At 69.9% G+C, this 21,890-nt stretch carries 18 protein-coding genes; 11 read left to right on the top strand and 7 right to left on the bottom strand.

Annotation, left to right across the window (positions count from 1 at the left end; genetic code table 11):
* Window positions 1–98: 98 nt before the first annotated feature.
* On the top strand, window positions 99–740 hold the full coding sequence (locus tag ACQPXS_RS31320) for a TetR/AcrR family transcriptional regulator (protein ID WP_433452619.1): 642 nt from the start codon (window positions 99–101) through the stop codon (window positions 738–740).
* A 93-nt stretch (window positions 741–833) separates the two neighbouring features.
* Here the strand turns inward: ACQPXS_RS31320 and ACQPXS_RS31315 are convergent, their stop codons facing one another.
* Window positions 834–2,213, bottom strand: coding sequence for a cation:dicarboxylate symporter family transporter (locus ACQPXS_RS31315; protein ID WP_433452618.1), 1,380 nt, complete (start codon window positions 2,211–2,213; stop codon window positions 834–836).
* A gap of 155 nt (window positions 2,214–2,368) precedes the next feature.
* Between ACQPXS_RS31315 and ACQPXS_RS31310 the strand changes: the two genes are divergently transcribed.
* The 6 genes from ACQPXS_RS31310 to ACQPXS_RS31285 all read left to right on the top strand — a co-directional run bounded on the left by ACQPXS_RS31310 (window position 2,369) and on the right by ACQPXS_RS31285 (window position 8,802).
* Window positions 2,369–4,000 carry a sensor histidine kinase gene (locus tag ACQPXS_RS31310; RefSeq protein ID WP_433452617.1) on the top strand — a complete coding sequence of 544 codons (1,632 nt, stop codon included), beginning with the start codon at window positions 2,369–2,371 and terminating at the stop codon, window positions 3,998–4,000.
* The gene (locus ACQPXS_RS31305; protein WP_433452615.1) at window positions 3,997–4,689 is read left to right on the top strand and encodes a response regulator; all 693 of its coding nucleotides are present in this window, start codon (window positions 3,997–3,999) and stop codon (window positions 4,687–4,689) included. The genes ACQPXS_RS31310 and ACQPXS_RS31305 overlap by 4 nt, the downstream gene beginning before the upstream one ends.
* A gap of 192 nt (window positions 4,690–4,881) precedes the next feature.
* Window positions 4,882–6,255 (top strand): extracellular solute-binding protein, encoded by a 1,374-nt coding sequence (locus ACQPXS_RS31300; protein ID WP_433452614.1) that lies wholly within the window; start codon window positions 4,882–4,884, stop codon window positions 6,253–6,255.
* Complete coding sequence (locus ACQPXS_RS31295; RefSeq protein WP_433452613.1) at window positions 6,252–7,115, top strand: carbohydrate ABC transporter permease; 864 nt, start codon at window positions 6,252–6,254, stop codon at window positions 7,113–7,115. The genes ACQPXS_RS31300 and ACQPXS_RS31295 overlap by 4 nt, the downstream gene beginning before the upstream one ends.
* 7 nt (window positions 7,116–7,122) lie before the next feature.
* On the top strand, window positions 7,123–7,950 hold the full coding sequence (locus ACQPXS_RS31290) for a carbohydrate ABC transporter permease (RefSeq protein ID WP_433452611.1): 828 nt from the start codon (window positions 7,123–7,125) through the stop codon (window positions 7,948–7,950).
* Window positions 7,951–8,091: 141 nt separating this feature from the next.
* On the top strand, window positions 8,092–8,802 hold the full coding sequence (locus ACQPXS_RS31285; RefSeq protein ID WP_433452609.1) for a helix-turn-helix domain-containing protein: 711 nt from the start codon (window positions 8,092–8,094) through the stop codon (window positions 8,800–8,802).
* Here the strand turns inward: ACQPXS_RS31285 and ACQPXS_RS31280 are convergent.
* Window positions 8,799–9,824 carry an ATP-dependent 6-phosphofructokinase gene (locus tag ACQPXS_RS31280; protein WP_433452607.1) on the bottom strand — a complete coding sequence of 342 codons (1,026 nt, stop codon included), beginning with the start codon at window positions 9,822–9,824 and terminating at the stop codon, window positions 8,799–8,801. The genes ACQPXS_RS31285 and ACQPXS_RS31280 overlap by 4 nt on opposite strands.
* 209 nt (window positions 9,825–10,033) lie before the next feature.
* On the opposite strand from ACQPXS_RS31280, the gene pta reads away from it, so the two are divergent.
* From pta to pyk, 3 genes are all read left to right on the top strand, one after another.
* A complete protein-coding gene (gene pta, locus ACQPXS_RS31275) occupies window positions 10,034–12,109 on the top strand; it encodes a phosphate acetyltransferase (RefSeq protein ID WP_433452606.1) in 2,076 nt (691 codons plus the stop codon).
* A 23-nt stretch (window positions 12,110–12,132) separates the two neighbouring features.
* Window positions 12,133–13,353: an acetate kinase gene (locus ACQPXS_RS31270; RefSeq protein WP_433452604.1), complete on the top strand. Its 1,221-nt coding sequence runs from the start codon at window positions 12,133–12,135 to the stop codon at window positions 13,351–13,353.
* An 87-nt stretch (window positions 13,354–13,440) separates the two neighbouring features.
* A complete protein-coding gene (pyk, locus tag ACQPXS_RS31265) occupies window positions 13,441–14,871 on the top strand; it encodes a pyruvate kinase (protein ID WP_433452603.1) in 1,431 nt (476 codons plus the stop codon).
* 100 nt (window positions 14,872–14,971) lie between these two features.
* Here the strand turns inward: pyk and ACQPXS_RS31260 are convergent, their stop codons facing one another.
* The 4 genes from ACQPXS_RS31260 to ACQPXS_RS31245 all read right to left on the bottom strand — a co-directional run bounded on the left by ACQPXS_RS31260 (window position 14,972) and on the right by ACQPXS_RS31245 (window position 19,241).
* A complete protein-coding gene (locus ACQPXS_RS31260; RefSeq protein WP_433452601.1) occupies window positions 14,972–16,348 on the bottom strand; it encodes a hypothetical protein in 1,377 nt (458 codons plus the stop codon).
* Window positions 16,338–16,892: a DUF6114 domain-containing protein gene (locus ACQPXS_RS31255; protein ID WP_351800062.1), complete on the bottom strand. Its 555-nt coding sequence runs from the start codon at window positions 16,890–16,892 to the stop codon at window positions 16,338–16,340. The genes ACQPXS_RS31260 and ACQPXS_RS31255 overlap by 11 nt, the downstream gene beginning before the upstream one ends.
* Before the next feature lie 117 nt (window positions 16,893–17,009).
* A complete protein-coding gene (locus ACQPXS_RS31250) occupies window positions 17,010–17,648 on the bottom strand; it encodes a DUF6230 family protein (protein ID WP_356310304.1) in 639 nt (212 codons plus the stop codon).
* 624 nt (window positions 17,649–18,272) lie between these two features.
* Window positions 18,273–19,241, bottom strand: coding sequence for a tetratricopeptide repeat protein (locus ACQPXS_RS31245; RefSeq protein ID WP_433452599.1), 969 nt, complete (start codon window positions 19,239–19,241; stop codon window positions 18,273–18,275).
* Between the two features lie 232 nt (window positions 19,242–19,473).
* Between ACQPXS_RS31245 and ACQPXS_RS31240 the strand changes: the two genes are divergently transcribed.
* Window positions 19,474–20,091, top strand: a complete 618-nt coding sequence (locus ACQPXS_RS31240) for a TetR/AcrR family transcriptional regulator (RefSeq protein ID WP_351800054.1) — start codon at window positions 19,474–19,476, stop codon at window positions 20,089–20,091.
* A 35-nt stretch (window positions 20,092–20,126) separates the two neighbouring features.
* Here the strand turns inward: ACQPXS_RS31240 and ACQPXS_RS31235 are convergent, their stop codons facing one another.
* Window positions 20,127–21,827, bottom strand: a complete 1,701-nt coding sequence (locus ACQPXS_RS31235) for an acyl-CoA mutase large subunit family protein (protein ID WP_356310300.1) — start codon at window positions 21,825–21,827, stop codon at window positions 20,127–20,129.
* Window positions 21,828–21,890 lie beyond the last annotated feature (63 nt).

The following is a 21,890-nucleotide window of genomic DNA, read 5'->3' as shown; positions in this document are numbered from 1 at the left end:
TGAGACGCGGAGTGGATTTGCACAGTGACGTGCAATTGCACAACCATGTGCAATGTACGTCGTTGCACAGCACTGTGCAAGTCGGCGGGGAAGGCAGAATGACGGTCATGACCACGGGTAACACCAGCCGCGCCGACGCGAACCGGCGCCGCATCCTCGACGTCGCCCTCGCCGAACTGCTGCGCGATCCCGACGCCTCCATGGACCAGATCGCGCGCGCCGCGGGAGTCGTACGACGGACGGTGTACGGCCACTTCCCCAGCCGTGAGGCGCTGATCAGCACCCTCGTCGACGAGGCCGTGGCGGCGCTGGCGGACGCGGACGCCGACGCCCGCGAGGGGGTGTTGGACCCGGCGGAGGCGGTGGCCCGCTCGGTGCTCGCCATCTGGGAGATCGCCGACCGCTACCGGCTGCTGATCGCCCTGGCCCAGCGCACGGTCACCGTCCAGGGCATCCGCGAACGCCTCGCCCCTCTGCGCGCGGGCAAGGTCCGACAGCTCCAACGGGGCCTGGACGACGGAGTGTTCAGCTCACCGCTGCCGGCGCCGGCCCTGGCGTACGTGCACGAGCAGATGCTCTTCGCGGTGATGGAGGCGGTGAACGACGGCCTCCTGACAGCACAGGAGGCGGGCCGCTCGGCCGCGGTCACGGTGCTGACCGCGGCGGGCGTACCCGCCTCGACGGCCACCGCGCTGGTGGCCAGGGTGAGTGGCGAGGAACGACGGAAGCCGGGCGGCTGAGGCACGGGGGAGCCCCAGCCGCCCGGCGGCGGTTCCCGGATGCCCGGCCCGGGTTCAGGCGGGGCCGGACATCCGGAGTTCCTTCTGCGGGGGTCAGGCCTTGGCCAGCTCCCCGTCCCTGGGCCCGGGCAGCTCGGTGACCGCCTCCTGCCCCTCGTCCATCAGCGTGGTCTCGTCGAACGGCAGCGCGCCCGCGAGCACCTGCCGCACCCGCTCCTTGTCGATCTCCTTGGTCCACGTGCCCACCAGCACCGTGGCGACCGCGTTGCCCGCGAAGTTCGTCAGCGCGCGGGCCTCGCTCATGAACCGGTCGATGCCGACGATCAGGCCGACCCCGTCGACCAGCGCGGGCTTGTGCGACTGCAGCCCGCCGGCCAGGGTGGCGAGGCCCGCGCCGCTGACACCCGCCGCGCCCTTGGACGCCAGCAGCAGGAAGAGCAGCAGCGGGATCTGCTCGCCGATGGACATCGGCGTGCCCAGGGCGTCCGCGATGTACAGCGAGGCCATGGTCATGTAGATCATCGTGCCGTCGAGGTTGAAGGAGTAACCGGTCGGCACGGTGATGCCGACGACCGGCTTGCTGACGCCCAGGTGCTCCATCTTCGCGATCAGCCGCGGCAGCGCGGACTCGGAGGAGGAGGTGGACAGGATCAGCAGGAACTCCCGCCCCAGGTACTTGAACAGCGAGAAGACGTTCAGGCCGGCGACGACCCGGAGGATCGCGCCGAGCACCACGAAGACGAACAGCACGCAGGTGACGTAGAAGCCGAGCATCAGCACGGCGAGGCTCTTCAGCGCGTCCAGTCCGGCCGAACCGGTGACGGCCGCGATCGCACCGAAGGCGCCGACCGGCGCGGCCCACATGACCATCGACAGGATGCGGAAGACGAGCCGCTGGATGTGCTCGATGCCGCGCAGCACCGGTTGCCCGGCCGAGCCCATGGCCTGCAGCGCGAACCCGGCGAGCAGGGCCACCAGCAGCGTCTGCAGGACCTGGCCCTCGGTGAAGGCGGACACGAACGTGAGCGGGATGATCGACAGCACGAAGTCGACGGGCGGCAGCGCGTCCGGGGACACCTGGGCGTGCCCGGTCTGCTTGATCGCGTTCGTCAGGTGCAGCCCGTCACCGGGGTGCAGGACGTTGCCGACGACGAGCCCGATGGCGAGCGCGACGAGCGACATCACGAGGAAGTAGCCGAGGGCGATACCGCCGACGGCGCCGACCTTGGCGGCCTTGCGTACGGATCCGATGCCGAGCACGATCGTGCAGAAGATGATCGGCGAGATCATCATCTTGATCAGGTTCACAAAACCGGTACCGAGCGGTTTCAGCTGGACCGCGGCGTCCGGCCAGATGAGGCCCACGGCGATGCCGAGCGCGACCGCCACGATGACGGCGATGTACAGGTAATGGGTCCGGTCCCGCTTCACGCGGGGTGCGGCAGGTGCCGTATCGGGGGTTGTGGCGGCCACGACTGCCCTCCTTGACGTCTTCGTCGGTGAACAACCGGCGTGCGGCTCACGTCCGGGCGTTGCTTGGGGAATGCCGTGACTATCTCCCGCCCTGTGAGGGCGGTCACCCTTCCGTTCATTTAGTTCACACTTAACCGGGGAGGCACACTGCTGACATGCGCTTCCCGTCTCTCCCCCGGCCCCGCAGCCTCGCGGGCCAGCTGTTCGCCATGCAGGCCGTGCTGATAGCGGTGGTCGTGGCCGGGTACGCGCTGTTCACCTACGTCAGCGACCAGCGGCAGGCCGAGGACGCGGCGGTCCGCCAGGTCACCGCGGTGGCCCGCTCGATCGCGGACGCCCCCTCGGTCCGCTCGGCGATCCACACCCCCCGCCCCACGGCGGAACTGGAGCCGTACGCCCTCCAGGTCATGCGGGACGCGGACGTCGACTTCGTCACGATCATGAACCCGTCGGGCATCCGCTGGACCCACCCCGACCGGAAACAGATCGGCAAACGCTTCCTCGGCCGTATCGGCCCCGCCCTGCACGGCCACACCTTCACCGAGACCTACACCGGCACCCTCGGCGCCTCCGTCCGCGCGGTCACCCCGGTGGAGGAGAACGGGCGCGTCATCGGCCTGGTCAGCGCCGGCATCAAGGTGGAGGCGATCAGCGCCCGGGTGCAGGGCCAGGTCACGGCCCTGCTCGGCTTCGCCGGCGCCACGCTGCTGCTGGGCGCGGTCGGCACCTACGTGATCAACGCGCGCCTGCGCCGCCACACCCACGGCATGAACGCCACCGAGCTGAGCCGGATGCACGACTACCACCAGGCGGCGCTGCACGCGGTGCGCGAGGGCCTGCTGATGCTGGACGGGCAGTACAGGGTGGCACTGATCAACGACGGCGGACGAGAGCTGCTGGGCCTCGGGGCTCCGGACACCGAGCTGATCGGCCGCTCGGTGGCCGACCTGGGCCTGCCGGCCCCGCTGACCGGCGCGCTGCTGTCGTCCGAGCCCCGGGTGGACGAGGTGCACCTGACGGCGTCCCGGGTGCTGGTGGTGAACACCTCCCCGGTGTCGGGCGGCGAGCGCCGAGGAACGGTCGCGACCTTGCGCGACGTGACCGAACTCCAGTCCATGATGGGCGAGTTGGACTCGGAGCGGGGCTTCACCCAGGCGCTGCGCTCGCAGGCGCACGAGGCCGCCAACCGCCTGCACACGGTGGTGTCGCTGATCGAGCTCGGCCGCGCCGAGGAGGCGGTGGAGTTCGCCACGGCGGAACTGGAGCTGGCCCAGGCGCTGACCGACCAGGTGGTCGCGGCGGTCGGTGAACCGGTGCTCGCCGCGCTGCTGCTCGGCAAGACGGCCCAGGCCAACGAGCGGGGCGTGGAGCTGGTGGTCTCCCCGGACAGCCGCCTGGACGACAACCTGCTCCCGGAGAGCCTGCCCGCCCGCGACCTGGTCACGATCCTCGGCAACCTGATCGACAACGCGGTGGACGCGGCGCAGGGCAGCGTCCGGGCACGGGTGACGGTCACGGCGTACGCCTCGGGCACCGAGGTGGTCCTGCGGGTGTCCGACACGGGCCCCGGTGTCGACCCGGACCATGCCGACCTGGTATTCCAGCGGGGCTTCTCGACGAAGCCGGCCGGGCCCGGCGGGCGGGGCCTCGGGCTGGCCCTGGTCCGGCAGGCGGTGAACCGCCACGAGGGCACGCTGACGGTGACGGAGTCCGACGAGGACGGCGAGGGCGGAGCGGTGTTCGAGGTGCGGTTGCCGCTGCGGACCCCCACGGGTGGCAGCAGATGACGAGCGAGCAGCAGCCCATCCGCGTCCTGGTCGTCGAGGACGACCCGGTGGCCGCCGACGCGCACGTCCTGTACGTCGGCCGGGTGCCGGGATTCGTCGCGGTGGGCAAGGTGCACACGGGCGCGGAGGCCCGGCGCTTCCTGGACCGTACGCCCGTGGACCTGCTCCTGCTGGACCTGCATCTGCCGGATGTGCACGGGCTGCAGCTGGCCCGCTCCCTGCGGGCGGCCGGCCACCACACGGACGTCATAGCGGTCACGTCGGCCCGGGACCTCGCGGTGGTCCGCGAGGGCGTCTCCCTGGGCGTCGTCCAGTACGTCCTGAAGCCGTTCACCTTCGCCACGCTCCGGGACCGCCTGGTCCGCTACGCCGAGTTCCGCGCGGCGGTGGGCGAGGCGAGCGGCCAGGACGAGGTCGACCGGGCCCTGGCGGCCCTGCGCGCCCCGACGCCCGCGGCCCTGCCGAAGGGCTTGAGCGGTCCCACGCTGGAGCGGGTGACGGGAGCACTGCGGGAGGCGTCCGAGGGCCTGACCGCGGCCAGGGTGGCCGAGGCGGTCGGCATCTCGCGGATCACCGCGCGACGCTACCTGGAGCACCTGGTGGAGGCCGGGCGGGCCGCGCGAAAGCCGGTGTACGGGCAGGTGGGGAGGCCGGAGCTGGTGTACCGGTGGGTGGCGCAGGGGCGGTGAGAGCAGCGGGCCGCGGAGCGCTCGTCCGCATGTCCGCACGCCCGCCGCGATCGACGTGGTCCCGATGCGGGCGTACGACACGAACGGAACCTCAACTCCAATCCTGCGCAAGCTCATTGACCTGACTAGACCACTCCTCTTACCTTCGCACGGCAACCACCTGGCCACTCAGCAGTGCGCCCTCAGGAGGTCATGCCCGTGCGCCCCACCGCCGCCCTCACCGCCCTCCTCACCGCCGCTCTCGCCGCAAGCGCCCTCACCGCGTGCGGCAACGGCTCCGGAAGCAGTCCGGACACGATCAAGGTGTCGTACAAGCAGTCCACGGACAACTCCGTGAAGGTGATGGACACCTACCTCGCCGCGATCAAGAAGGACTTCGAGAAGAAGTACCCGGGGAAGAAGGTCGAGTTCGTCCCGATCAAGGCCCCGGACGCCGAGTACTACACCAAGCTCCAGCAGATGCTCCGCTCCCCGAGGACCGCGCCCGACCTCGTCTACGAGGACACGTTCCTCATCAACTCCGACATCACCAGCGGGTACTTGAAGCCCCTCGACCCGTACCTCGCCAAGTGGCCGGACTGGAATCAGTTCATCGACACCGCCAAAGCGGCCGCGAAGGGACAGGACGGGAAGACCTACGGCGTTCCGGACGGGACCGACACCCGCGGGCTGTGGTTCGACAAGCGGGTGTTCAAGAAGGCCGGGCTCCCGGAGAACTGGCAGCCGAAGAACTGGGACGACGTCCTCGCCGCCGCCCGGACCATCAAGCAGAAGGTCCCCGGCGTCACCCCGCTCAACGTCTACACCGGCAAGCCGGCGGGTGAGCGCGCCACCATGCAGGGATTCGAGATGCTCCTGTACGGCACGGGCGACGGCACCTCCGATCCGCTCTACGACAGCACGACGAAGAAGTGGATCACGGCGGGTCAGGGCTTCGAGGACGCGCTGAGGTTCGTCGAGACCGTCTACAAGGAGAAGCTCGGGCCCGACGTCTCCGACGCCCTCGACCCCAACTTCGCCACCAGCGTCAACGGCGAGCTCCTCCCCCAGGGCAAGCTCGGCATCGACCTCGACGGCTCCTGGCTGCCGCAGGAGTGGCTGCCGGGCAGCGGGCACGAGTGGCCCGACTGGTCCAGGCAGCTGGGGCTGGCGTACATGCCCACGCAAACCGGGCAGGCCCCGGGCAAGGTGAGCATGTCCGGCGGCTGGACCTGGGCCGTCCCGGCCAAGGCCGGCAACCCGGACCTCGCCTTCGACTTCATCAAGACCATGCAGACCGAGGCGAACGCCAAGAAGTGGTACATCGCCAACTCCGGGATCTCCGTACGGGAGGACGTCGCCGCCGATCCCTCGTACGCCTCCGCCCAGCCCGGCATCAGGTTCTTCACCGACCTGGTGTCCAGCACGCACTACCGGCCCGCGTATCCGGCGTACCCGAAGGTGTCGACGGCCATCCAGGAGGCCATGGAGGGCGTGACGACCGGTGACCGGTCGGTGGAGAAGGCGGCGAGCGGGTACGACGACACGCTCAAGGACGTGACCGGCGGCCAAGTGGTCCGGAAGTGAGACTCCACCGCCGGATCACCCGGGCCCTCCCCCTCACCCCCGCCGTCGTCCTCCTCCTGCTCTTCCTCGCCGGGCCGATCGCCTACTGCGTCTGGATCGCCTTCACCGACCTGCAGCTGACCGGTCAGGCGCACTCGTCGTTCGTCGGGTTCGCCAACTTCCGGCACGCCTTCCAGGACGAGGCGTTCCTGAACGCCGTCTGGCTGACCCTGGTGTTCACCGTGCTGTCCTCGCTCGTCGGGCAGAACACCCTGGGGCTCGCCCTGGCCGCGCTCATGAAGCGGGCCTCGAAGCCGGTGCGCACGCTCACCGGCGGGGTCGTGGTCACGGCGTGGGTGCTGCCGGAAGTCGTCGCCGGGTTCCTGCTGTACGCCTTCTTCCGGCGCGAGGGAACCCTCGACGCCATCCTGGACCGGCTGCACCTGCCCGGCCAGAACTGGCTGTTCACGCTGCCCATCCTCGCCGTGTCCTTCGCCAACGTCTGGCGCGGTACGGCGTTCTCGATGCTCGTCTACTCCGCCGCGCTGGACGAGATACCCGCCGAGATCGCGGAGGCCGCCGAGGTGGACGGGGCCGGCGGATGGCGGCGGATGTGGCACATCACCCTGCCGATGATCCGGCGGTCCATCGGCACCAACCTGATGCTCAACACCCTGCAGACGCTGTCCGTCTTCGGGCTGATCTGGGTGATGACCCGGGGCGGGCCCGGCGACAAGAGCCAGACCCTGCCGCTGTTCATGTACGAACAGGCCTTCCAGAACAGCATGATCGGGTACGGCACCGCGGTCGCCCTGCTCCTGCTGCTGGTCGGATCGCTGTTCTCGGTCGTCTATCTGCGGCTGCTGCGGACGGAGGTGTGACGCCCGGATGCCCCGCAAACGCACCTCGCGGCGGCTCGCCGCCGACGTCTCGCTCCTCGTCATGGCCGTCGCCTTCGCGCTGCCCCTGGCCTGGGTGGTGCTGTCCTCCGTGGATCAGCACGCGGACCTCAGGGTGAAGGTCCCGGACGGGTTCACCTTCGGCAACTTCGACGCGATCCTGACCCCGGACATCACCTACACCCCGCTCCTCAACAGCCTGATCCTGTGCGGCGGCGCCACCGCGCTGACCGTCGCCTGCGCCGCCCTCGCCGCGTATCCGCTCTCCCGGTTCCCCTCCCGGCTCAACCGGCCGTTCCTGCTGTCCATCCTGTTCGCGGCGAGCCTGCCGATCACCGCGATCATGGTGCCGGTGTACGCGCTGTTCGTACGGGTGAACCTGATCGACACCCTGCAGGGCACGACCCTGTTCTTCGCCGCCTCCCAACTCCCCTTCGCCATCTGGCTGATGAAGAACTACATGGACGGGGTGCCGAAGGAGCTGGAGGAGGCGGCCTGGACGGACGGGGCGTCCTCGTTGCAGTCCCTGGTCCGGATCGTGCTGCCGCTGATGGGACCCGGGCTCGCCGTCGTCACGGTGTTCTCGTTCGTGATGATGTGGGGCAACTTCTTCGTCCCGTTCATGCTGCTGCTCACCCCGGACCAGATGCCGGCCTCGGTCAGCATCAACGACTTCTTCGGCAACCGGGGCATGGTGGCGTACGGCCGGCTCGCCGCGTTCTCCGTCATCTACTCGACGCCCGTGATCCTGCTCTACATCCTGGTGGCGCGCAGGCTGAGCGGCGGTTTCGCGCTGGGCGGCGCGGTCAAGGGGTGAGAGGGAGGTGGTCAAGGGACGAGCCGGAAGGGTGGTACGTCCGTTACATACCGAACAGCCGGAACTGTACGTTCCGCCAATCCGTGATCCTGTCCGAACAGACCGTAGCCACGCCGTCACAGCACCTCTAGCTTGTGCGAGGTGCGCCAACCCTCAGCTCCCCCCTTCAACGCCCCGGCGGCCCGCCGGCTGCGCGCCGCGCTCGGCATGGGCCCCGAGCACGTCGCCTACGGCATGCGGGCCTCGTACGGCCTGCCGTACGTCACAGCCGATCTGGTGATCGCCTGGGAACGCGGCGCCGCCGCGCCCAGCCATCCGGAACTCACCGCGCTGGCCGGCGTGTTGTGGTGTTCCCCGGGTGAACTCCTCGGCCGGCCGCAGACCCTGCGCGAGCACCGCATCGCCCGCGCGGTCGCGCCCGAGGACGTCGCCCGTGCCGTGGACATGGATCTGCGCACCTACCTGCGCATGGAGGAGAGCGGGCAGTGGCGGGGCAACGAGCGCCAGTCGGCCGCGCTCGCCCGGGTGCTGGATCTCGCCCTGCCCGACTTCGTCGCCGTCACCGGCCGCGAGGCGAAGCTCGCCGAACTGCTGCACAGCGCGGTGACCACCCGCTGGCAGGCCCATGTGCGTCCGGTGGCGAAGCTGGCGCCCGTGGACCGGAGCGTCCTCGAAGCCGTTCTGCAGGAACTGCAGGAGGACTACCAGGGCCACATGGCCGCCACCCTGAGCTGGGGCGGCGGCAGCAGAAGCGCCAGCGAGTCCGGCCGGGAGTTCCTCGACCGGATCGTGGAGAACTTCTGGAAGAGCGTGGCGGACAGGACGATCCAGAACACCGACAGAACGGTCTAGAAGACGGACTCCGCCTCGTCCATGCGGTCCTTGGGCACCGTCTTCAGCTCGGTGACCGCCTCCGCGAGCGGCACCATCACGATGTCGGTGCCGCGCAGCGCGGTCATCTTGCCGAACTCGCCGCGGTGCGCGGCCTCGACGGCGTGCCAGCCGAAGCGGGTGGCGAGGACGCGGTCGTAGGCGGTGGGCACGCCACCGCGCTGCACGTGGCCGAGGATGACCGGCTTGGCCTCCTTGCCGAGGCGCCGCTCCAGCTCGTACGCCAGCGCGGTGCCGATGCCCTGGAAGCGCTCGTGGCCGTACTGGTCGATCGCGCCCTTGCCGTAGTCCATGGTGCCCTCCACGGGGTGGGCGCCCTCGGCGACGCAGATGACGGCGAACTTCTTGCCGCGGTCGAAGCGCTCCTCGACCATCTTCACCAGGTGGGCGGGGTCGAAGGGGCGCTCGGGCAGGCAGATGCCGTGGGCGCCGGCGGCCATGCCGGACTCCAGGGCGATCCAGCCGGCGTGCCGGCCCATGACCTCGACGACCATCACGCGCTGGTGGGACTCGGCCGTGGTCTTCAGGCGGTCCATCGCCTCCGTCGCGACGCCGACGGCCGTGTCGAAGCCGAAGGTGCGGTCGGTGGAGGAGATGTCGTTGTCGATGGTCTTGGGGACGCCGACGACCGGGAGGCCCGCGTCGGAGAGCATGCGGGCCGCGGTCAGCGTGCCCTCCCCGCCGATCGGGATCAGCGCGTCGATGCCGAACTCCTCGACCATGTCGGTGGCCCTGGCGCAGGCCTCGCGCAGCCGGTCCCGCTCCAGCCGGGAGGAGCCGAGGATGGTGCCGCCGCGGGCCAGGATGCCGCTGACCGCGTCCAGGTCGAGGGTGCGGTAGTGCCGGTCGAGCAGACCCCGGTAGCCGTCGTCGAAGCCGATGACCTCGTCGCCGTACTGCGCAACCGCCCGGTGCACGACCGACCGGATCACGGCGTTCAGGCCGGGGCAGTCGCCGCCTGCGGTGAGAACTCCGATGCGCATCGTGCTGTGTCTCCTGCTCGCTGTCGTTACCGGTGAGCCAGTGTCGATTGTTTCACGTCCACCGGGGCAGTGAGGCACTTGACGGGCGCTTTATCCGGGGCCAGGGGTATTGTCAAGAGGGTTCTGCTCACCTTGGTGGGCGATTTTTATGCCGACGACGCGACATTCAAGACATACAGGTCACACGACATGAGAAACGGAGTGGACGCGTGACGCGCAGCGTGTACGTGACCGGGATCGACCGCGGTGACGGCCGCCAGGTCGTGGAGCTGGGGGTCATGGAGCTCCTGACCCGGCAGGTCGACCGGGTGGGCGTGTTCCGTCCGCTCGTGCACGACGGCCCCGACCGGCTGTTCGAGCTGCTGCGGGCGCGGTACCGCCTCTCGCAGGATCCGGCGACCGTCTACGGCATGGACTACCACGAGGCGTCCGCGCTCCAGGCCGAGCAGGGCACCGACGAGCTGGTGTCCGCGCTGGTCGACCGCTTCCACCTGGTCGCGCGCGACTACGACGTCGTCCTCGTCCTCGGCACCGACTTCGCCGACACCCAGCTGCCGGACGAGCTGTCCCTGAACGCCCGCCTCGCCAACGAGTTCGGCGCCTCCGTGATCCCGGTGGTCGGCGGCCGCGGGCAGACCACCGAGTCGGTGCTCGCCGAGACCCGCAACGCCTACCGCGCCTACGACGGCCTGGGCTGCGACGTGCTGGCGATGGTCACCAACCGGGTGGCCCGCGAGGACCGCGACGAGATCGCCGAGCGGCTCGCGAACCGGCTGCCGGTGCCCTGCTACGTCGTCCCCGACGAGCCCGCGCTGTCCGCGCCGACCGTCTCCCAGATCGCCCACGCCCTGGACGCCAAGGTGCTGCTCGGCGACGACTCCGGGCTCGCCCGGGACGCCCTCGGCTTCGTCTTCGGCGGCGCCATGCTGCCCAACCTGCTGGGCGCCCTGACCCCCGGCTGCCTGGTGGTGACCCCGGGTGACCGCGCCGACCTGGTCGTCGGCTCGCTGGCCGCGCACAGCGCCGGCACCCCGCCGATAGCCGGCGTCCTGCTCACCCTGAACGAGGTGCCGAGCGAGGAGGTCCTCACCCTCGCCGCCCGCCTCGCCCCGGGCACCCCGGTGCTCTCCGTGACAGGCACCAGCTTCCCCACCGCAGAGCGGCTGTTCTCCCTGGAGGGCAAGCTGAACGCGGCCACCCCGCGCAAGGCGGAGCGGGCGCTGGGTCTGTTCGAGCGGTACGCCGACACCGCCGGGCTGGCCGCGCGCGTGAGCGCCCCCAGCAGCGACCGGGTCACCCCGATGATGTTCGAGCACAAGCTGCTGGAGCAGGCCCGCTCCGACAAGCGGCGGGTCGTGCTGCCGGAGGGCACCGAGGAGCGGGTGCTGCACGCGGCCGAGGTGCTGCTGCGCCGGGGCGTGTGCGACCTGACCCTGCTCGGGCCCGAGGACCAGATCCGCAAGAAGGCCGCCGACCTCGGGATCGACCTCGGCGACACCCGGCTGATCGACCCGGCCACCTCCGAGCTGCGCGACTCCTTCGCCGAGAAGTACGCCCAGCTCCGGGCCCACAAGGGCGTCACCGTCGAGCTGGCCTACGACGTCGTGTCGGACGTCAACTACTTCGGCACCCTGATGGTCCAGGAGGGCCTGGCCGACGGCATGGTCTCCGGCTCGGTGCACTCCACGGCGGCCACCATCCGGCCCGCCTTCGAGATCATCAAGACGAAGCCCGAGTCGTCGATCGTCTCGTCCGTCTTCTTCATGTGCCTGGCCGACAAGGTGCTGGTCTACGGCGACTGCGCGGTCAACCCGGACCCGAACGCCGAGCAGCTCGCGGACATCGCCATCCAGTCCGCCGGTACGGCCGCGCGGTTCGGCGTGGAGCCGAGGATCGCCATGCTGTCGTACTCCACCGGCACCTCCGGCTCGGGCGCCGACGTCGAGAAGGTGCGCGAGGCCACCGAGCTGGCGCGCAGCAGGCGGCCCGACCTGAAGATCGAGGGTCCGATCCAATACGACGCGGCCGTGGAGCCGTCCGTCGCCGCGACCAAGCTGCCCGGCTCCGAGGTCGCGGGGCAGGCCAGCGTGCTGATCTTCCCCGACCTCAACACCGGCAACAACACCTACAAGGCCGTGCAGCGCTCGGCCGGCGCGATCGCCGTCGGACCGGTCCTGCAGGGTCTGCGCAAGCCGGTCAACGACCTGTCCCGGGGCGCGCTCGTCCAGGACATCGTGAACACCGTCGCCATCACGGCGATCCAGGCCCAGACGCCCGCCAACTGAGTACAGAGAGCATCCGAATCACCGTGTCAGAGAATCCCGCGGCGAGCCGCGTCCTCGTCCTGAACTCCGGCTCCTCGTCGGTGAAGTACCAGCTGCTCGACATGCGTGACACCGCCCGGCTCGCCGTCGGTCTGGTGGAGCGCATCGGCGAGCAGACCTCCCGGCTCAAGCACACCTGCCTCACCTCCGGCGACAACCGCGAGCACACCGGGCCGATCGCCGACCACGACGCCGCGCTCAAGGCGGTCGCCGAGGAGCTGAGCCGGGACGGCCTCGGCCTGGACTCGCCGGAGCTGGCCGCGATCGGGCACCGGGTGGTGCACGGCGGCATGTTCTTCACCGAGCCGACCGTCATCGACGACGAGGTGCTCAGCGAGATCGAGCGGCTGATCCCGGTCGCCCCGCTGCACAACCCGGCCAACCTCACCGGCATCCGCACCGCCCGGGCGCTGCGCCCCGACCTGCCCCAGGTCGCCGTCTTCGACACCGCGTTCCACACGACGATGCCGGAGTCGGCGGCGCGCTACGCGCTCGACCCGAAGATCGCCGACCGGCACCGCATCCGCCGCTACGGCTTCCACGGCACCTCGCACGCGTACGTCTCCCGGCGGACCGCGCGGCTGCTGGGCAAGGACCCGTCCGAGGTCAACGTGATCGTGCTGCACCTGGGCAACGGCGCCTCGGCGTCCGCGGTGGAGAAGGGCCGGTGCGTGGACACCTCCATGGGGCTCACTCCTTTGGAGGGCCTGGTGATGGGTACGCGCTCCGGTGATGTGGATCCGGCCGTCATCTTCCATTTGGCCCGGGTTGGCGGAATGTCCATGGACGAGATCGACACTCTCCTCAACAAGAGGAGCGGTCTGTTCGGTCTGTGCGGGGACAACGACATGCGGGAGATCCGCCGCCGGATCGACGAGGGTGACGAAGAAGCCGCTCTCGCGTTCGACATTTACATTCACCGGCTCAAGAAGTACATCGGCGCCTATTACGCCGTACTGGGGAAGGTGGACGCGGTCGCGTTCACGGCCGGCGTCGGCGAGAACGCCGCGCCCGTGCGGGAGGCGGCGATCGCGGGCCTGGCGGGCCTCGGCCTGGCGGTCGACCCGGAGCTGAACGCGGTGCGTTCCGGCGAGCCGCGGCTGATCTCGCCGGAGTCGGCACGGGTGGCGGTGGCCGTGGTTCCGACGGATGAAGAACTGGAGATCGCGACGCAGACCTACGCACTGGTCGGAAAGAAGAACTGAATAGCAGCACCTGAGCGGTGCGGCACTCATTTGTATCTTCCGCCAGACGGAATATTCCGTAGCGAAACAAACCGATAGGATCGCCCCATGCGCCGTTCGAAAATCGTCTGTACTCTCGGCCCCGCGGTCGACTCCCACGAGATGCTCGTCGCCATGATCGAGGCGGGCATGAATGTGGCCCGGTTCAACTTCAGCCACGGCTCCCACGCCGAGCACCAGGCGCGGTACGACCGCGTCCGGGCCGCGTCCAAGGAGACCGGCCGGCCCATCGGCGTCCTAGCCGACCTGCAGGGCCCGAAGATCCGCCTGGAGACCTTCGCCGAGGGTCCGGTCGAGCTCGAGCGCGGTGACGAGTTCCTCATCACGACCGAGGACGTGCCCGGCGACAAGAGCATCTGCGGTACGACGTACAAGGGGCTGCCGGGCGACGTCTCGCGCGGCGACCAGATCCTGATCAACGACGGCAACGTCGAGCTGAAGGTCCTGGACGTCGAGGGCTCCCGGGTGAAGACGATCGTCATCGAGGGCGGTGTCGTCTCCGACCACAAGGGCATCAACCTGCCCGGCGCGGCCGTCAACGTGCCCGCGCTGAGCGAGAAGGACGTCGAGGACCTGCGCTTCGCCCTCCGCATGGGCTGCGACCTGGTCGCGCTGTCCTTCGTCCGGGACGCCAAGGACGTCCACGACGTGCACCGCGTCATGGACGAGGAGGGCCGCCGGGTCCCGGTCATCGCCAAGGTGGAGAAGCCGCAGGCGGTGGAGAACATGGAGGACGTCGTGATGGCGTTCGACGGCGTGATGGTCGCCCGCGGCGACCTCGCCGTCGAGTACCCGCTCGAGAAGGTCCCCATGGTGCAGAAGCGCCTGATCGAGCTGTGCCGGCGCAACGCCAAGCCGGTGATCGTGGCGACCCAGATGATGGAGTCGATGATCACCAACTCCCGTCCGACCCGCGCCGAGGCCTCCGACGTGGCCAACGCGATCCTGGACGGCGCCGACGCGGTCATGCTGTCGGCCGAGTCCAGCGTGGGCGCGTACCCGGTCGAGACGGTCAAGACGATGTCGAAGATCGTCCAGGCCGCCGAGCAGGAGCTGCTCTCCAAGGGCCTGCAGCCGCTGGTGCCGGGCAAGAAGCCGCGCACCCAGGGCGGTTCGGTGGCCCGCGCGGCCTGCGAGATCGCCGACTTCCTCGGCGGCCGGGGCCTGGTCGCCTTCACCCAGTCCGGTGACACCGCGCGCCGGCTCTGCCGCTACCGCGCCACCCAGCCGATCATCGCCTTCACCACCGACGAGGGCACCCGCAACCAGCTCACCCTGAGCTGGGGTGTGGAGCCGCACGTCGTGCCGTTCGTGAACACCACGGACGAGATGGTCGACCTGGTTGACCAGGAGGTCGCCCGGCTGGGCCGCTTCGACGCGGGCGACACGGTCATCATCACCGCCGGCTCGCCCCCCGGCGTCCCCGGCACCACCAACATGCTGCGCGTCCACCACCTCGGTGGCAGCCAGAACAACTGACGAGCCCCACAAGGGCCTTGTACGGCGCTGAGGGCGCCCCCCTGGACCAGGGGGGCGCCCTCAGCTGTGTGCGGCTCCCGAACGGGCTTTGCAGGACCGGTCAGTCGGTCGTGTACACGTGCATGCCGGGCACGTGCAGGTTGCCGCCGAACTGTGCCGCCTGGACCACGTGGACGTTGGTGAAGTAGATCAGCGGGAGGTTCAGCGGGGGCGGGCTGTCGGGCGTGAACGTCATCGGGATCAGACCGAACAGGTTGCCCGAGATGCTCTCGGTGTACATCACCGTGGAGCCGCCCCGGATGGTGGAGGTCGAGCCCTTGGCCGCCTGCACGTGGTAGGTCTTGCCCGAGAGCTTGTCCTTCACCGTCTGGTGCAGGTCGCCGATGTCCGTGCCGTCGGAGATGACGTACTTCAGCACCTTCTTGGTGGTGCCGGACGCCGTCTTCACCTGGACGATGCCCTGGTAGTCGGCGCCCTTGAGCAGCAGCGAGCTGGCGCTGAGGTACCAGGGGTCGTCGGCCACCGGCACCTTGTTGTCGACGCCGCCCTCGTCGGTCGTGGCCGCCGGGCAGTCCTCCGCCGAGGTCGAGGAGCTCGCGGACGGGCTCGGCGTGGCCGACCCGGCCGCGTCCTGGACCGTCTTGGTGGCGTCCCCGGCCGTCTTGGAGACCGTGTCGGTGGTCTTCTTCACCGTGTCCCCGACCGTCTTGGTGGCCTTGGAGACGGTGTCGTCGACGGTGTCGGACAGCTTGGAACCGGTCGACGACGAGTCCGGCTTCGCCGAGGAGTCCGGCGACGCGCTCGCCGACGGCGTCGCGGACGGCGACGGGCTCGCGGAGGAGCCGCCGGAGTCCGAGCTGCCACCGTCGAGGATGCCGCCGAGCGTGTCGCCGAGGGTGCCCAGCAGGCCGCCGCTGCTCTTGGACGCCGACGGGGTGGGGGTGGCCGTGTCGGCGCCGGAACCCGACGAGCCGGAGCCCGAGTCCGAGCCCGAGTCCGAGCCGGAGCCGGAGGTCGCGGTCGGCTGGGGCGTGGCCTTGTCGCCGGAACCTGAATCCGGCGAAGAGGTCTTGCCCGAGTCGCCGGACTGCGTGTCCTTCGAGTCCTTGGCGTCGGCGCTCGCCGAGGGCGACGGCGTGGCCGTGTCACCGCTCTTGGAGGCCGACGGCGAGGGCGACGACGAGGCGTCCTTGGACGCGTCCAGCGCCGTCACGCAGTCCTTGTACTCGTCCGCCGTCAGGCTCTTGGACGTCGGCGACGGGGACGGGCTGCTGCCGTTGCCGGCCGCGAGGGCCAGCGAGGACGTGAAGCCCATGCCCATCAGCACCGCCGTCGGCATCGCCACGGAGGCTATGGCCTTCCCGGCCGGCATGTGGAACCTGGTGAACAGCGGCTTCCTGGGTGCCGCGTGGCGGGGCCCGGTTCTCGCGCGGGACCCGTCCACATCGGTCCCGCGGGTCACCTCGTCAGCCGGCACTGTGCCTCCCGTTCGCCCCGTTGGCCGGGCTCGTTCCTGACAGGTCGTTCGACTTCACCGCGTCCGTGCGCTGCCCGGGCAGCGGTGCGGCCTGCGGGGCACCGCCCTCGTCCGGGGCCGCCTCGGCGAGCGGCTGCGGCTGCTCAGGCGCGCCCGGCGCCCACGACACGGCCATCGCCCCGCCGATGAGGGCGAGCAGGAAGCCCATGATGAAGCCGCCGAAGTTGGAAACGGGCAGAGACACCAGCGCCAGCAGGATCGCAGCGATGCCCGCGAACGTCCGTACGTGCTTCTGGAACCAGAGGCTGATGCCCAGGACGATGAGCAGTACGCCGATGATCAGGGATCCCGCTCCCGCCGTCGTCGCCATCGCCAGCGTCAGATGACCGATCTGGAGATGGAAGTAGGGGAAGTAGATGATCGGAAGACCGCTGAGCAGGACGTACAGGCCGGCCCAGAACGGACGCGTGCCCCGCCAGGCGCGGAACTGCAGCCTCCGGCGGGTGAACTGGCCGGGCGCGGCGGCAGGAGTCTCGGCGCTCATGGAAAACAGCTCCCTGGTGCGGCGTTGCTGTGGTGGTGATGTGTGCCGCGTGTGAAAACGCGGCCGGAGAGGGGACGGGCGGGGGCGCCATCGGCTCCCCCGCCCGTCAACAAGTGCTTAGTAGCACTCCGCGCCGTCGGTCGACAGCGACATGTGAAGACCACTGAGCTTGAAGGTGCCCGCGGTGGTCGCCCATGCCGTCTGCTTCACGCCGGTCAGCGTGGCCGAGTCGGCCTGCTGTGCGAAACCGTACGGGTTGGCCTGCTCGCCCCCGCCCTTCATGCCCGGACCCTTGCTGGCGTCCTTGGCGGCCACACCGATGTCGATGTTGTTGAAGGTGGCGTCGGCGTTGAGGTCCGCGACGTCGATGTAGATCCGGTCGGCCTCGACCTTGTCGTGCCCCGGGCCACCGGCCCGCAGGATCAGGCTGACCTTGCCGAAGATCGGCACGTCGGGCGTGACCACGGACTGGCACAGGTTGGTGATCTCGGCGTGAGTGAACGCCGAGACGGCCACCGGGTGGAGCGTCTTCTTGCCGTTCAGCTCATAGCCGTTGTCGAGGGCGCCGTACTGCTCGAAACCCTTGCCCTCGAGCGAGTCGGCGGTCACCTTGAACGACTGACCGGACACGCTGAACGAAGCGGCGAGAGCGCCCTGCGCGAGGGCGACACCTATCGCGGCCGTCGCGGCAACGCTGGGCACCATGACCACAGCGAACCGCTTCCATCTGGTCCCGCCACGCACCTGGGACTCCATATTTCCTCCTTCTCGGACGTACATCTCCTGGCCCGGACTCGCCCCGGAATCGCGGCTCAGCCAGGCAGGGATGGGAGAAGTGCTACGTCCTCGGGAAGGAGAGCGCCCGCGCTCGGCGGCGCGAACCGCGCCCGAATCACCGGCGATCACCCCCGAGCGACAACCACTGGTCGCGCCTGACACGCATCACGCACAACCTTGCTGGACAGGCTTCGCCGAGTGGACGAAGACCCCCCTGCCCTAGAGCCGACGCCACTGCCGCCGGCTCTGCTCGGTGGGGACCCAGATTCTCCCGTGACCCGACCGGCTGCCGGGGTACGGGAATGGACCGAGCGTCGCCGATCGTGGTGCATTCTCGGCCCGGGCACAAGGGGGTTCGTTACTGGCTAGTAACGGCCGGATAACCGGAGGACGACCGACCGGTCTCGGAGCGCGACGCTGGGTGGCATCCAAGGGCAGAGCAAAGCCGTTGATCTCTGGATCAAACCAGACAGACCAACGGCTTCGACTTACTCCGAGTAACAGTTTGCGCGATTACCAAGATTTGGTAAAGCAGAGCCGTCGTGACGACTCGTCGGCAAACCTTTCACCCCGGCATCACAAGCCGTGGCGTTTAGCGACTGGTCAGAACAGGGCGCGCGCCAGGGCCCTTCGTGCGCCCACCACGCGCGGATCCTCGGACCCCACGACCTCGAACAGTTCGAGCAGCCGGCGCCGCACGGTGTCCCGGTCGTCACCCACCGTACGCTGCACGGTCTCGATCAGCCGCCCGAAGGCGTCCTCGACATGGCCGCCCACCAGATCCAGGTCGGCGGCGGCGATCTGCGCCTCGACGTCCTTCGGTTTCTCCGCGGCCTCCTGACGGACCTTCTGCGGGTCGAAGCCCTGCACCCGCTGCAGCAACTCGGCCTGCGCCAGGCCGAGTTTGGCCTCGGGGTGGGCCGGGTCGTCGGCCAGCACGTTCTGGTAGGCCCGGATCGCGCCGCCCAGGTCTCCCGCGTCCAGCGCCTCCGCGGCCGCGTTCAACGCCGCGTCGTACGGCCCCACCTGCTGCTGCGCGGCCTCCTGGCCCGGCTGCGCGTCCGGGTCGACGGTCAGACCGGTGAGGCCGAACCGCTGCTCGGCCACCTGCACCAGCTGGTCCAGGGTCTGCCGGATCTGCTGCTCGCCGGCCGCCCCCTGGAACAGGGGCAGCGCCTGTCCGGCCACAACGGCGAACACGGCCGGGATGCCCTGCACCCCGAACTGCTGCATCAGCATCTGGTTGGCGTCGACGTCGATCTTGGCGAGGAGGAAGCGCCCGTTGTACTCGACGGCCAGCCGCTCCAGGACCGGGCTCAGCTGCTTGCAGGGCTGACACCACTCGGCCCAGAAGTCGATCACGACGGGGACCTCGGCGGAGCGCTGGAGGACATCCCTCTCGAAGCCCGCCTCATCGACGTCGATGACGAGATCGGCCGGGGCGACGGCTCCCGTGCCGCCCTGCCGGGCGACCTCGGCGCGCGTCTGCTCGGCCTTGGCCTTGGCCTCCTGGGCCGCCTTCACCGCGGCGAGGTCGACGACGCCGCTCATGGACATGTTCCGTGGCTGCATGCGTCTATCCTCCCCCGTCACCGCGCCGGAATGAAAAAGTGCCGTGCGCGGGCGCCGGGTCCCCACCCCACGCCCCCGTGGTCACCACTCGCGTGCGCCCCGTGTACGTCCCTCACGAGCCTCACGCGCTTTCGCTACGACTCGTAGCGTAATGCCATGCGGACCCCGCGCGACACCACTGCCCGGTGATCTCCCTCACGACCGCACAGATCCCGCCGGTTATGGTCGAGGGATGCAGAGCCGCACTCCCGCCAGCCGTACCGGGCGCCCGCGCAGCGCCGCCGCGGACACCGCGATCCTGGCCGCGACCCGGGCGGCGCTGGTGGAACTGGGCTGGTCCAAGCTCACCCTGGGGGACGTGGCGACCCGGGCCGGGGTCGCGAAGACGACGCTGTACCGCCGCTGGGCCGGCAAGCCCGAGCTGGTGTGCGACGCGGTGGCGGAACTCTTCGACGAGCTGGAGCTTCCCGACCGCGGCAGCCTGGCCGCCGACATCGAGGGCGTGGTCCTGCAGTTCGCGGCCATCCTGGCCCGTCCGGAGGCCAAGAGTGGCCTGATGGCGCTGGTCGCCGAGTCCACCCGCGACGACGCGCTGCGCGAGCGCATCCGCGCCTCCATCGTGGAGCGCCAGATGCGCCTGGTCCTGGAGGGCCGCGCCCGCGCCCAGAGGCGGGGCGAACTCCCCCCGGAACCCGACCCGGAGGAGTCCGCCCGCACGGTGGACCTGATCTTCGACGTGGTCGCGGGCGCGGTGGTCCACCGCACGCTGGTGAGCGGGAAACCGGCGGACGAGGAGTGGGTGCGCGACTTCACGCGCGTGCTGCTGCTGGGCCTGACGGGCGCGGCGTAGCCGCGCCCGCCCCGGCCGAGAACGGCGCCGGGCGCCTAGAAGCCGGCGGGCTCCGTGTACACGCCCCACTCGTCCCGCAGCACCCCGCAGATCTCGCCGAGCGTCGCCTCGGCCCGCACCGCGTCCAGCATCGGCTCGATCATGTTGGAGCCGTCCCGCGCGGCACTCAGCATCGCCTCCAGTGCGGAGCGCACCGCGGCCTCGTCCCGCGCCGCCTTCCGCTCGGAGAGCACCCGTACCTGCTCCCGCTCCACCTCGTGGCTGACCCGCAGGATCTCCAGGTCCCCGGTGACGGACCCGGTGTGGACGTTGACGCCGACGACCTTCTTGTCGCCCTTCTCCAGCGCCTGCTGGTAGCGGAAGGCGGACTCGGCGATCTCGCCGGTGAACCAGCCGTCCTCGATCCCGCGCAGGATCCCGGAGGTGACCGGGCCGATCGGGTGCTGCCCGTCCGGGTGGGCCCTCAGGCCCCGCTCCTTGATCTGGTCGAAGATCTTCTCCGCGTCGGCCTCGATCCGGTCCGTCAGCTGCTCGACGTACCACGAACCGCCCAGCGGGTCCGCCACGTTGGCGACGCCGGTCTCCTCCATCAGCACCTGCTGGGTGCGCAGCGCGATCTCGGCGGCCTGCTCGCTGGGCAGCGCGAGGGTCTCGTCGAGCGCGTTGGTGTGCAGCGAGTTCGTCCCGCCGAGGACGGCAGCCAGCGCCTCCACGGCCGTACGGACGACGTTGTTGTACGGCTGCTGGGCCGTCAGCGACACACCGGCGGTCTGCGTGTGGAACCGCAGCCACTGCGCCTTGTCGCTCTTCGCGCCGTACACGTCCCGCATCCAGCGCGCCCAGATCCGGCGCGCGGCACGGAACTTGGCGATCTCCTCGAAGAAGTCGACGTGCGCGTCGAAGAAGAAGGACAGGCCGGGCGCGAAGACGTCCACGTCCAGGCCGCGGCTGAGCCCCAGCTCGACGTACCCGAAGCCGTCGGCCAGCGTGTACGCCAGCTCCTGCGCGGCCGTCGCACCCGCCTCACGGATGTGGTAGCCGGACACGGACAGCGGCTTGTAGGCGGGGATGCCGGCGGCGCAGTACTCCATGAGGTCGCCGATGAGGCGCAGATGGGGCTCGGGCTGGAAGAGCCACTCCTTCTGCGCGATGTACTCCTTGAAGATGTCGGTCTGGAGCGTGCCGTTGAGGACCGACGGGTCCACGCCCTGGCGCTCGGCGGCGACCAGGTACATGCAGAAGACGGGCACGGCCGGACCGCTGATGGTCATGGAGGTGGTGACGTCGCCGAGCGGGATGTCCTTGAACAGGACCTCCATGTCGGCGGCGGAGTCGATGGCGACCCCGCAGTGGCCGACCTCGCCGAGCGAGCGGGGGTCGTCGGAGTCGCGCCCCATGAGCGTGGGCATGTCGAAGGCCACGGACAGACCACCACCGCCGGCGGCCAGGATCATCTTGTACCGCTCGTTGGTCTGCTCGGCGTTGCCGAACCCGGCGAACTGCCGGATCGTCCAGGTACGCCCGCGGTAGCCGGTCGGATGGAGCCCGCGCGTGAAGGGGTACTCCCCGGGCCAGCCGATCCGCTCGAATCCCTCGTACGTGTCGCCCGGTCGGGGCCCGTACACCGGCTCCACGGGATCGCCGGAGAGCGTGGTGAAGTCTGCGTCGCGCTTGCGCGCGGCGTCATAGCGGGCCTGCCAGCGCCGGCGGCCCTCCTCGATGGCGTGAGCGTCCATACCATCGAATTTACTTGGACGTCCTAGTAAATGTCGATGGCTGACCGCCGTACGGGGCCCGTA

The organism is Streptomyces sp. CA-142005 (assembly GCF_050942335.1).
Classification (GTDB): Bacteria; Actinomycetota; Actinomycetes; order Streptomycetales; family Streptomycetaceae; genus Streptomyces.
Note: the sequence above shows the minus strand (reverse complement) of the source record. Positions and strands in the feature narration are given on the sequence as shown.